General features: G+C 71.5%; 7 protein-coding genes. All 7 read right to left on the minus strand.

Translation table 11 applies throughout. The annotated features are described in order from the left end of the window. Positions 1–103: 103 nt before the first annotated feature. Complete coding sequence (tmk, locus tag ACIRVH_RS36035; RefSeq protein WP_403962503.1) at positions 104–3,430, minus strand: dTMP kinase; 3,327 nt, start codon at positions 3,428–3,430, stop codon at positions 104–106. A gap of 135 nt (positions 3,431–3,565) precedes the next feature. Then, positions 3,566–6,427: a type I DNA topoisomerase gene (gene topA / locus ACIRVH_RS36040; RefSeq protein WP_403962505.1), complete on the minus strand. Its 2,862-nt coding sequence runs from the start codon at positions 6,425–6,427 to the stop codon at positions 3,566–3,568. Between the two features lie 257 nt (positions 6,428–6,684). Next, on the minus strand, positions 6,685–6,882 hold the full coding sequence (locus ACIRVH_RS36045; RefSeq protein ID WP_403962507.1) for a hypothetical protein: 198 nt from the start codon (positions 6,880–6,882) through the stop codon (positions 6,685–6,687). Positions 6,883–7,163: 281 nt separating this feature from the next. Then, positions 7,164–8,693 (minus strand): methyltransferase, encoded by a 1,530-nt coding sequence (locus ACIRVH_RS36050; protein WP_403962510.1) that lies wholly within the window; start codon positions 8,691–8,693, stop codon positions 7,164–7,166. Between the two features lie 53 nt (positions 8,694–8,746). Next, a complete protein-coding gene (locus tag ACIRVH_RS36055; protein ID WP_403962513.1) occupies positions 8,747–9,379 on the minus strand; it encodes a small secreted protein in 633 nt (210 codons plus the stop codon). A 193-nt stretch (positions 9,380–9,572) separates the two neighbouring features. Beyond that, the gene (locus tag ACIRVH_RS36060; protein WP_403962516.1) at positions 9,573–11,978 is read right to left on the minus strand and encodes a sodium-translocating pyrophosphatase; all 2,406 of its coding nucleotides are present in this window, start codon (positions 11,976–11,978) and stop codon (positions 9,573–9,575) included. A gap of 311 nt (positions 11,979–12,289) precedes the next feature. Then, a complete protein-coding gene (locus tag ACIRVH_RS36065; RefSeq protein WP_403962519.1) occupies positions 12,290–12,727 on the minus strand; it encodes an ATP-binding protein in 438 nt (145 codons plus the stop codon). Positions 12,728–12,733: the final 6 nt, after the last annotated feature.

Consider the following 12,733-nt stretch of genomic DNA (forward strand, 5'->3'; position numbering starts at 1 on the left):
CACTCTGCGTTCCGCCATCCATTGTGCGGGTGGGCACTGACAACGACGACGGCGCCCGTCGGTGCGCCTGAACGCTCCGACGGGCGCCGCCCGATGTCCTGGCTCAGCCGCGGCGACCGCGACCCCGGCCCCGGCGGCCCTGGTCCTCGCCCGGCTCCCCGTGGTCCTGGTCGTCGTACGACCCCAGCAGCTCGTCCGCCAGGGACGGCAGGTCGTCCAGCGGGGTCTCCTCGGCCCAGTCCGAACGCGGCCGGCGGCGCGGCGTGCCGTCGGCGTCGACCTGGGGCATCTCGCGCGTACGGCCCTCGGAGCCGTCGGGCCCCGCGCCCGGCCGCTCGTCCCGGAAGAAGCCGGGCGGCATCCGGTCCGCCGGAGCCTCACCCCGCACGGGCGGCAGTACGGCGGTCTCGTCCGCGGCGCCGGGGGTCACCGGCGGCAGCACGGCCGTCTCTTCGGTGGACGCGGGCGGCGGTACGGCCTTCTCGCCCACGGACACGGGCGGCAGTACGGCCGTCTCGTCCGCCGCACCCGGAGTCACCGGCGGCAGCACCGCGGTCTCGTCGGCGGCCGACGACGCAGCCGGCGGCTGCGGCAGCTCGGCCGTCACCTCGGAGTCGGGGCCGGCCCCGCGCTTCCGGGCTTCTCCACCCCGCTCCTCGCGCACCGGCCGCAGCACCGTCGTCTCGTCCGCGCCCGGCGAGACGACCGGCGTCGGCACGGTCGCCGCGTCCGGGGTCATGCCCGGCACCGCCGACTGCGGGGTGCTGGGCCTGAGGGCCGCCACGTCGGCCGCAGTCGCGGCCTCGGCCGCCTGACGGCGGGCCTCCTCCGCGCGCAGCAGGGCCTCCTCGGCCTTGCGCTGCTTCTCCAGGCGGCGGGCTTCCTCCTCGGCGCGCAGCCGGGCCTGCCGGGCCTCTTCCTCGGCGCGCAGCCGGGCTTCCTCCTCGGCCTGCTTGCGGCGCCGCTCCTCCTCGGCCCTGCGGCGAGCCTCCTCCTCGGCGCGGGCCTTCTCCTCGGCGAGGAGACGCTGTCGCTCCTCCTCCGCCCGGCGCCGCGCGTCCTCGGCCCGCTGCCGGGCCTCCTCCGCCTGCCGTTCGGCCTCGCGGCGCTGCGCCTCCTCCAGCTCGCGTCGCTTGCGCTCCTCCTCCTCGGCGCGCAGCTTGGCGAGCTGCTCCTCGCGCTCGCGCTCCAGGCGCTCCTCCTCGGCCTTGCGCGCGGCCTCTTCCTCGGCCTTGCGGCGCGCCTCCTCCTCGGCCTTCTTCCGCGCCTCCTCCTGGGCCTTGATCTCGGCCTCGGAGAGCGGCAGCACGGTGTCGAGCCGGTGCCGGATCACGGTGGTGACGGCCTCGGGCTCCTGCGCGGCGTCCACGACCAGGTAGCGGCCCGGGTCGGAGGCGGCGAGCGTGAGGAAACCGGCCCGCACGCGCGCGTGGAACTCGGCGGGCTCCGACTCCAGCCGGTCGGGCGCCTCGGTGAACCGCTCGCGGGCGGCCTCCGGTGCGACGTCCAGCAGGACGGTGAGGTGCGGGACGAGCCCGTCGGTCGCCCAGCGGTTGATACGGGCGATCTCGGTCGGGGACAGGTCGCGGCCCGCGCCCTGGTAGGCCACGGACGAGTCGATGTACCGGTCCGAGATGACGACGGCGCCGCGCTCCAGGGCGGGCCGCACGACGGTGTCGACGTGCTCGGCCCGGTCGGCCGCGTAGAGCAGCGCTTCCGCGCGGTGCGACAGGCCCGCCGAGGACACGTCCAGCAGGATCGAGCGCAGCCGCTTGCCCACAGGGGTGGCGCCCGGCTCGCGGGTGAGGACGACCTCGTGGCCCTTGGCGCGGATCCACTCCGCGAGGGCCTCGGCCTGGGTGGACTTGCCGGCGCCGTCGCCGCCCTCCAGGGCGATGAAGAAGCCGTTCGCCGCCGGGGCCTGGACGGGGTCGTCGCCGCCGAGCAGCGCGTCCTTCAGGTCCTGGCGCAGCGGGACGCCGGAGCGGTCGTCGACCTTGGCGAGCACCAGCGCGGCCACCGGCAGCAGCAGCGCGCCGACCAGCATCAGCGTGAAGGCGGCACCGCCGTGCGCGAAGACGAACCTGCCGTTCTCCAGCCGGTGCGGGCCGATCAGCGCCGCGACCAGGGGGGCGATCAGGGCGCCGAGCGCTATGAAGACCCGTACGACCGCGTGCAGGTGCTCGGTGGTGCGGGCCCTGCGGTACTCCTCGGTCTCCTGGTCGAGCAGGGCGTGCCCGGTGTTCGCGGCCACGCCCGCGGAGACGCCGGCCAGCGTGACGATCAGCAGCACGGTGGTGACGTCCGGGACGAGCCCGGCGGCCAGCAGGGCGATGCCGGTGAAGGCGATCGCGAGGGCCAGGAGCCGGCGGCGCGAGAGCGAGGGCAGCACCGAGGGCGCCGTCCGGATGCCGACGGCGACACCGCCGGTCAGGCCCAGCACCAGCAGGCCGTACAGGACCGGGCCGCCGCCCAGGTCCTTGGCGTGCAGCACGCACACCGCGACCGCGGCGGCGATGGCTCCGGCCACGGCGGCGCAGGCCGGGACGAGCAGCGGGATGGCGCCCGTACGGCCCTTGTCGACGCCCGTGCCGGTGCGCGGACGGCGCAGGCCCTCCAGCGGGGAGCGCGGGCGCGGGGTGCGCGTGTCCGGCAGCTCCAGGAAGGTGATCACGGACAGGGACGCGGCGAACAGTCCCGCCGCCACGTACGACCCGAGGGCCGCCTGGTGCTGGTCGAACCAGGTCACCACGGTGCCGAGCAGGTTGTTCAGCAGGGCGGCGACGACCAGGGCTGCGGCGGCCAGCGGGACCGCCAGGAAGCCGGTGCGCAGCGCGAGGCGGCGCAGGGCGTCCAGGTGGTCCGGCAGCGGCCGTACCGTCGCCCCCTCCGGGGGCGGGGCGGGCAGCAGGGCGGGCGCCGCGCTCTCCCGGCACACCGTCCACAGCCGCTCGGCGACGCCGGTGACGAAGGCGGTGACCAGCAGGACCGCGAGTGCGTTGTCCGGGGTCCAGTCGATCCACAGGGGCGCGACGATCAGCAGCGCGGCCCGCACGCCGTCTGCGCCGGCCATCGTCCAGCGGCGGTCGAGCGGGCCGTCCTGGGAGGTGAGCGTGGTCAGCGGGCCGAGCAGCACCGCGCCGAAGAGCAGCGCGGCGAGGATGCGGGCCGCGAAGACGATCGCCACTGCGAAGGCCACGCCTCGGTAGCCGCCGCCGAAGGAGCCTTCGACGATGGCCGCCTGGAGGACGAGAAGGACGAGCACGAGCAACGCGAGGGTGTCGCCGACACCACTCACGAGCTGCGCGCTCCACAGGCGCCGAAGCTCCGGTCGGCGCAGCAGGGAGCGGACGGCGCGCTCGCGGGAGTCCGCTACGAGTGCATCGTCCGGTTCGGTGGTGGGGGCCGTTGGCTGCTCGGCTCGCGTCATGCGTTCAGCCTATCGGCAGCCACCGACAGCACACCCAGGCCGTCCGGGCGTACGCGCGCCCCGACACCAAAGTGATGCCGGGGCGTTCGTTTCGCGAAGCCGGAACGGCGCACCGGGCGCCGTTCCGACGGGGCGTCAGTCCTCCGCGCCGGAGGCGGTCGTCTTCGAAGCCGTCGCCTTCTTGGCCGTGGTCTTCTTCGCCGTGGTCTTCTTCGCGGCCGCGGTCGTCTTCTTCGCCGCCGTCTTCTTGGCGGCGGTGGCGGTCTTCTTCGCCGGAGCGGCCTTCTTGGCCGTGGCCTTCTTCGCCGTCTTCTTGGCGGGCCCCTTCGCCCGCTTCTCGGCGAGCAGTTCGAAGCCACGCTCCGGAGTGATCGTTTCCACACTGTCGTCGGAGCGCAGGGTCGCGTTGGTCTCGCCGTCGGTGACGTACGGACCGAAGCGGCCGTCCTTGACCACGACCGGCTTGCCGGAGACCGGGTCCTCGCCCAGCTCCTTCAGCGGCGGCTTGGCGGCGGCGCGGCCCCGCTGCTTCGGCTGGGCGTAGATCGTCTGCGCCTCCTCCAGCGTGATCGCGAAGATCTGGTCCTCGGACTGCAGCGAGCGCGAGTCCGTGCCCTTCTTCAGGTACGGGCCGTAGCGGCCGTTCTGCGCGGTGATCTCCACGCCGTCGGCGTCGGTGCCGACGACTCGCGGCAGCGACATCAGGTTCAGGGCGTCCTCGAGGGTCACCGTGTCCAGCGCCATGGACTTGAAGAGCGAGGCGGTGCGCGGCTTGACCGCGTTCTTGCCCGTCTTCGGGGTGCCTTCGGGGAGGATCTCCGTCACGTACGGGCCGTAGCGGCCGTCCTTGGCGACGATCATGTTCCCGGTCTCCGGGTGGGCGCCCAGCTCGAAGTCGCCGCTCGGCTTGGCCAGCACTTCCTCGGCCAGCTCGACGGTCAGCTCGTCCGGCGCCAGGTCGTCCGGGATGTCGGCGCGCTGGTGCTGCTCGGTGTCCTTCTCGCCGCGCTCGATGTACGGGCCGTAGCGGCCGACGCGCAGCACGATGTCGTTGCCCACAGGGAACGAGGAGACCTCGCGCGCGTCGATCGCGCCCAGGTCGGTCACCAGTTCCTTGAGGCCGCCGAGGTGGTCCCCGTCGCCGTTGCCCGCGTCGGCGGCGCCGCCGACGCCCCCCGCGGCGAAGCCGCTGTCGGACGCGGTCTCGCCGAAGTAGAAGCGCTTCAGCCACGGCACGGCCTGGGCCTCGCCGCGGGCGATGCGGTCGAGGTCGTCCTCCATCTTGGCGGTGAAGTCGTAGTCGACGAGCCGCCCGAAGTGCTTCTCCAGGAGGTTGACCACGGCGAAGGACAGGAAGGACGGCACCAGGGCCGTGCCCTTCTTGAACACGTAGCCGCGGTCCAGGATCGTGCCGATGATCGACGCGTACGTCGACGGGCGGCCGATCTCGCGCTCTTCCAGCTCCTTGACCAGGGAGGCCTCGGTGTAGCGGGCCGGGGCCTTGGTGGCGTGGCCGTCGACCGTGATCTCCTCGGCGGACAGCCCGTCGCCCTCGGCGACCTGCGGCAGACGGCGCTCGCGGTCGTCCAGCTCGGCGTTCGGGTCGTCGGCGCCCTCGACGTAGGCCTTCAGGAAGCCGTGGAAGGTGATCGTCTTGCCGGAGGCGCTGAACTCGACGTCCCGGCCGTCGGTGGCGGTGCCGCCGATCTTCACGGTGACGCTGTTCCCGGTCGCGTCCTTCATCTGGGAGGCGACGGTCCGCTTCCAGATCAGCTCGTAGAGCTTGAACTGGTCTCCGGTCAGGCCGGTCTCCGCCGGGGTGCGGAAACGATCACCCGAGGGGCGGATCGCCTCGTGCGCCTCTTGGGCGTTCTTGACCTTGGCGGCGTAGGTGCGCGGCTGCGGGGGCAGGTAGTCGGCGCCGTACAGCTGCGTGACCTGGGCGCGGGCGGCCGTGATCGCGGTGTCGCTCAGCGTCGTGGAGTCCGTACGCATGTACGTGATGTAGCCGTTCTCGTACAGCTTCTGCGCGACCTGCATCGTGGCCTTCGCGCCGAAGCCGAGCTTGCGGCTCGCCTCCTGCTGCAGCGTCGTCGTACGGAACGGGGCGTACGGCGAGCGGCGATACGGCTTGGACTCGACCGAGCGCACGGAGAAGCGGGTGTTCTCCAGGGCGGCGGCAAGGGCGCGGGCGTTCGCCTCGTCGAGGTGGAGGGTGTTCGCGCTCTTGAGCTGTCCCAGGGAGTCGAAGTCGCGGCCCTGCGCGACGCGCCTGCCGTCGACGGTCTGCAGGCGGGCGACCAGCGACGACGGGTCCGACGGGTCCCCCGCGCGGCCGGTCGCGAAGGTGCCCGTCAGGTCCCAGTACTCAGCCGAACGGAACGCGATGCGCTCGCGCTCCCGCTCCACCACGAGCCGGGTCGCGACCGACTGGACACGGCCGGCCGACAGGCGCGGCATGACCTTCTTCCACAGGACCGGCGAGACCTCGTAGCCGTAGAGGCGGTCGAGGATCCGGCGGGTCTCCTGGGCGTCGACCATGCGCTGGTTGAGATCACGCGGGTTGGCGACGGCCTCGCGGATCGCGTCCTTGGTGATCTCGTGGAACACCATGCGCTTGACCGGGACCTTGGGCTTCAGGACCTCCATGAGGTGCCACGCGATGGCCTCGCCCTCGCGGTCCTCATCGGTGGCGAGGAAGAGCTCGTCGGAGTCCTTCAGCAGGTCCTTGAGCTTCTTGACCTGCGCCTTCTTGTCAGCGTTGACGACATAGATCGGCTCGAAGTCGTGCTCGACGTCCACCCCGAGGCGGCGGACCTCGCCGGTGTACTTCTCGGGCACCTCCGCGGCGCCGTTGGGGAGGTCACGGATGTGCCCGACGCTCGCTTCGACTACGTAGCCGGGGCCGAGGTAGCCCTTGATCGTCTTCGCCTTGGCAGGCGACTCGACGATGACGAGTCGGCGGCCGCCCTGTGCGGTCTCGCTGGTCGGGGACAACTTCGCTCTTCTCTCCGGTCGACGCTGTGGCCTCCCCAGGCCTTGGTCCCGGGGTCGCGGCGTGCTTCTGGCTCGTGTGACGCTGCGGAGTGTGACGGTACATCCCGCCCCCGTGTCAAACGGGAAAAGCCCACAACGGCCACTCGAACGGTAACCCGACTACCGGCATTCCTGCCGCCCGGAGTGTCCGGTGACGTCTCGCCCCCTGTCCGGAGCGTGATGCTCCCATTACTCGTACGGCAGTACTGCCGCCGACGTCAGAGGCGGGTGAGGCAGTACACGGCGAGGCCCAGCGCGAAGACTCCGGCGGTGCCGGCAAGGGTGGCCGATGCGACCTGGCTCACACCCTGGGCGACTGGTTCACCACGCCGCACCCGAGCCCCGGTCCACACCAACAGAGCGCCCCCGAACAGGGCGAACACCACTCCCGCGAAGATCGCCGGCCCGCTCTCCATGCCCCGCCCGCCCCTTTCGTGCCGCCCGCCCCTACCCAGCGCGGGGAGGGTGGCACGCGCGGGAGACGGGCGGGCGACATCGGGGTGAACGGAAGGTCGACGTGACCTCGAACACATAGTCGAACGAGATCGGCCCGGTCCGGCACCCGTAATTTTCCGGCCGTTTTACCGGCACCGGCGCGTCCCCGCCCGTGCCACCGGCATACGACCTCGATCCGGACGCGGGTACGACGGCTCGGGTAGCCGGGCTACGGCACCCGGCCCGGCCGCCGTACCCCGCCTCACACCACCGGCTCCAGGAAGCCCTGCTCCACCAGCAGCCGGATCTGCGCGGGCGTGCGGTCGCGCAGCAGCACCGGGTCCTCGCCGACGAGCTGGGCGATGGCGTCCAGGATGCGGCCGGCGCTCAGCGTGCCGTCGCACACGCCCGCGAAGCCCGCGCCGACCGTGTCCACCTTCGTGGCACGGCGCATCCCGCGGTGCTGGCGCAGCACCACGTGCTCCGGGTCCTCGGCGCCGGGCAGCCCGACCTGCTCCTGGACCACTTCGGCGGCCAGCCTGAAGTGACCTTCGAGCAGGGCCGCGTCGTCGTACTCCCGGAGGAAGTCGAGGCGGTCGAAGTGCGCCCGGATCGCCTCCCCGAGCGGCTGTTCGACCGGGTGCGGCCATTCCTCCACGGTGACCGAGGGCTCGGCGGCCCCGGTCCTGCGCAGGGTGATCCAGCCGAAGCCGATCGCCTTGACCTTGCGCGCCTCGAACTCGTCGAGCCAGGCGTCGTACCGTGCCTGGTACTCCGCGGGGTCACCGCGGTGGTCGCCGGCGTCCCTGAGCCACAGCTCGGCATACTGCGTGATGTCCTGCACCTCGCGCTGCACGATCCAGGCATCGCACCCGCGCGGCACCCATGACCTGAGTCTGTCCTGCCAGTCCTCCCCCGCGACGTGCTGCCAGTTGGCGAGGAACTGCGCGAACCCGCCCTCGTTCAGCCGTTCCCCCGCCTGCTGAACGAGCGAGCGGCACAGATCGTCCCCGCCCATCCCGCCGTCGCGGTACGTCAGTCGGGCACCCGGCGAGATCACGAACGGCGGGTTGGACACGATCAGATCGAACGTCTCGTCGTTCCGGACCGGCTCGAACAGCGAGCCCTCGCGCAGGTCGGCGGCGGGCGCGCCGGAGAGCGCGAGTGTGAGCGCGGTGATGTGCAGCGCGCGCGGATTGAGGTCGGTGGCCGTCACGCGCGTGGCGTGCTGGGAGGCGTGCAGCGCCTGGATGCCCGAGCCGGTTCCGAGGTCGAGCGCGGAGGCGACGGGCGTACGGACGGTGATGCCGGCGAGGGTTGTGGAGGCGCCGCCGACACCGAGGACGACGGCCTCGTCGCGCCGGCCGATGCCGCCCGCGCCGCCGACCGCACAGCCCAGGTCGGACACGATGAACCAGTCCTCGCCGCCGGGACCGCCGTAGGGCCGTACGTCCACGGTCGCGGCCACCTCGTCGCCGCCCACGCGCGTGAGCCACCCGCCCTCCAGAGCCTCCTCGACCGGCAGAACGGCCGCCACGCGCGCGTGGGGCGCCGGTTGCTGGAGCAGGAAGAGCCGTACGAGCGTCTCCAGCGGCGCGTCGCCGCGGGTGGCCCGCAGGGCGGGCACGGTCTCGCTGCGGGCCAGCGCCGCATAGGCGGGGGCGCCGAGCAGATCGAGCAGCCCGTCGGCGGTGAAGGAGGCGGCGAGCAGGGCGTCGCGCAGGCGCGCGGCGGCCTCGGGCCGGTCGGTGGCGGGCAGGGGGGCGAGGCCGGAGTCAGTCACGCCCCCCATTGTGGCCCGCGGGGGCGGCCGGAGGCTGCCTCAGCGCGGGCCGTGGGCCGATGTCAGCCGGTCGTAGCCGAGGCCGACGCAGACGCCGACGCCGACGCGGCGACCTGGCAGCTGGGCTGCTTGGCGATGGCCGCCTGGACGTCGCCCTGCTCCAGCCGCTTCAGCGCCTCCGTGCCGCTGTTGCTCTGCTTGCCGATCTGCTTCGTCTGATCGGCGACCTCGTGCAGCCCCTGGGCGAACTTGCCCTGGTCCTTGGTGTCGAGGTCGTCGACCTGCTTCTTCAGGTCGGCGTACGAGGAGGAGAGACCGCTCAGATTCTTGGCGGCGTCCTGCTGCCGCTTGGCGCCGCCGTCGACGCCGGGGGGCGCTCCGGCGCCGCTGATGGCCGCGGCGAGCGCCTTGTAACCGTCGGCCATGTCCTGGAAGGCCTGCGAGTACGTCGCCTTGGCCGTCTTCGGCGGCAGGTTGCTGTCCGTGGCGATCTTGGCTATCGACGCGTTCGCCGCCCTGATCTTCGCGTCCTGCGCGGGCACCGCGTCGCACACCGTCTTGGCCCAGGCCACCAGCTTGGGATCGGGTCCGCTGTCCTTGTTGCTGCTGCTACAGCCCGACAACGCCACTACCAGTACCGCACCGCCGGACAGTGCGGCCGCGAGCTTCTTGTTCACCGGATCGGTCCCTTCCATGGCTCTCGGCACCCGGAATCTACACGCGAACCGGTGTCCTCCACATGCCGAACGCCCCATTAGTCAGCTTTTGTGACTCTTTGCGCATGGGAGAGAAGGCTCACGACGTGGGCGAGCCCACACACGAAGCGGGCGGGCGGCGCGTCAGCACGCGCCACCCGCCCGCCCGTTGTTCAGGCCCGGTCCGGACCGCCTACGAAACCACCGCCGGATCGGCCGAGTTGGAGACCCGTTCGGCACCGTCGTCGTCGCCGACGGCGATGCCGCGCCGCTTGGAGACGTACACCGACACGACGATCACCACGAGCGCCAGGATCGCGATCGCGATGCGTACACCGATGCTCTTGTCGCTGCCGTAGGAGAACTTGATCACCGCGGGCGCGATGAGCAGGGAGACCAGGTTCATGACCTTCAGCAGCGGGTTGATCGCCGGCCCCGCGGTGTCCTTGAAGGGGTCGCCGACCGTGTCGCCGATCACCGTGGCCGCATGGGCTTCACTGCCCTTGCCACCGTGATGACCGTCCTCCACCAGCTTCTTGGCGTTGTCCCAGGCGCCACCGGAGTTGGCGAGGAACACCGCCATCAGCGTGCCCGCGCCGATCGCGCCCGCGAGGTACGAACCGAGCGCGCCGACGCCGAGAGTGAACCCGATGAAGATCGGCGCCATGACGGCGAGCAGACCGGGCGTGGCCAGCTCCCGCAGGGCGTCCTTGGTGCAGATGTCGACGACCTTGCCGTACTCGGGCTTCTCCGTGAAGTCCATGATCCCGGGCTTCTCACGGAACTGCCGCCGCACCTCGAAGACCACCGAACCGGCCGAGCGCGACACGGCGTTGATGGCCAGTCCGGAGAAGAGGAAGACGACCGCGGCACCTGCGATGAGGCCGACCAGGTTGTTGGGCTGCGAGATGTCCAGCGACAGGCTCATCGGCGCACCCGGCCCGGTGAGCTTCGCCCCGACGTCCTGCACGTTGGTCGTGATCGCGTCCCGGTACGACCCGAAGAGCGCCGCGGCCGCGAGGACGGCGGTGGCGATGGCGATGCCCTTGGTGATGGCCTTGGTGGTGTTGCCGACCGCGTCCAGGTTGGTGAGCACCTGGGCGCCCGCGCCCTCGACGTCGCCGGACATCTCGGCGATGCCCTGCGCGTTGTCGGAGACCGGCCCGAAGGTGTCCATGGCGACGATCACGCCCACCGTGGTGAGCAGACCGGTGCCGGCCAGGGCGACCGCGAACAGCGCCAGCATGATCGACGTACCGCCGAGCAGGAACGCGCCGTACACGCCGAGCCCGATGAGCAGGGCGGTGTAGACGGCCGATTCCAGACCCAGCGAGATGCCGGAGAGGACAACGGTGGCCGGGCCCGTGAGGGAGGTCTTGCCGATGTCCCGGACCGGGCGCCGGTTGGTCTCGGTGAAGTAGCCGGTCAGCTGCTGGATCACGGCGGCGAGCAGGATGCCGATGGCGACCGCGACCAGCGCGAGGATCCGCGGGTCGCCGTCCTTGCCCCGGATCGCCGCGTCGGTGACGCCGTCGAGGTCGGAGTACTTCGCGGGCAGGTAGACGAAGACCGCGACCGCGACCAGGACGAGGGAGATCACCGCGGAGATGAAGAAGCCGCGGTTGATCGCCGTCATGCCGCTGCGGTCGGATCGCCGCGGGGCGACCGCGAAGATGCCGATCATGGCGGTGACCACGCCGATGGCTGGCACGAGCAGCGGGAAGGCGAGCCCGGAGTCGCCGAAGGCGACCTTGCCGAGGATCAGTGCGGCCACCAGGGTGACGGCGTACGACTCGAACAGGTCGGCCGCCATGCCGGCGCAGTCGCCGACGTTGTCGCCCACGTTGTCGGCGATGGTCGCGGCATTGCGCGGATCGTCCTCCGGAATGCCCTGCTCGACCTTGCCGACCAGGTCGGCGCCGACGTCGGCGGCCTTGGTGAAGATGCCGCCGCCCACACGCATGAACATGGCGATCAGGGCGGCACCGAGGCCGAAGCCCTCGAGCACCTTCGGCGCGTCGGCCGCGTACACCAGCACCACACAGGAGGCGCCCAGCAGGCCGAGGCCCACCGTGAACATGCCTACGACGCCGCCCGTGCGAAATGCGATCTTCATCGCGGTGTGTGAAACGGTGGTGAGATCCTTTTGCGGTTCACCCGGGGCCGGGGTCGCTTCCCGGGCCGCCGCGGCGACCCGAACATTGCTGCGCACGGCCAGCCACATGCCGATATAGCCGGTGGCCGCCGAGAACGCCGCGCCGATCAGGAAGAACACCGACCGGCCGGCGCGCTGATTCCAGTCGTCCGCGGGCAGCAGCATGAGCAGGAAGAAGACGACGACGGCGAATACGCCGAGCGTGCGCAGCTGCCGGGCGAGATACGCCTTGGCACCCTCCTGGACCGCCTCGGCGATCTCTTTCATGCTGTCGGTGCCCTCGCCCGCTGCCAGGACCTGACGCACCAGGACACCCGCGACCACGAGCGCGGCCAGGGCGACGGCCGCGATCACCGCCACCATGATCCGGTTGTCGTCGGTCAGGACCGCTGCTGCGAAGGTTGTGGGTTGGCCCAACTGATGAGGGGTAGAAAGCCCCGCCATTCGTCCTCCTTGGCGCTTGGGCTGAGCTCAAGATGTGGACGGATTGTAGGTACCCGATCGTGATCTAAACAGGGCGCGGTAAACGGAATTGGCCTTCTTGTGCTCTTCAGCAAATGATCGAGGTCACGTCAGGGAACCCGAAAGCGGTAATGCCTCAAAGGCATTGACGACCAGATTGATGCTTGATCGAATTATCAGGCTATCGATCGTGAATTCCTTCACGAATTCCAGGGTCACCGGAAACGGTGCCGGAGGCAACACGAAGGGCCCTGCTCAGCAGGGCCCTTCGATGCGCTGTGCGCGGGGGTGGTTCAGGCGAGTGCCGCGGCCGGCGGGGCAGTGGGCCAGCTCATGCGGATCAGCCCACCGTTCTCGCCCGTGGTGACCTCCACGTCGTCCACGAGGCCGCTGATGACGGCGAGGCCCATCTCGTCCTCCTCCGCCTCCACGTCCGCGTCGGCGGCGGCACCGCCGGCCACCCTCTCGGCGGGGGCGGCATGCGGGGCCTCGTCGCCGACCTCGATGGAGAACTGTTTCTCATCCTCGATCAGCGCGACCTTCACGGGTGCCGTGATGGCGTTGCTCTGGTGCAGTCCGACAGCACGCGAGCAGGCCTCACCGACGGCGAGCCGGACCTCGTCCAGGACGGCCTCGTCCACTCCGGCCCTGCGCGCCACCGCAGCCGCCACGAGTCGGGCGGTACGGACGTGCTCGGGCAGCGCGCTGAAGCGGAGTTCGACGGTGGCCATGCATCC

It is taken from the genome of Streptomyces sp. NPDC101165 (assembly GCF_044768135.1).
In the GTDB taxonomy this organism is placed as follows: Bacteria; Actinomycetota; Actinomycetes; order Streptomycetales; family Streptomycetaceae; genus Streptomyces.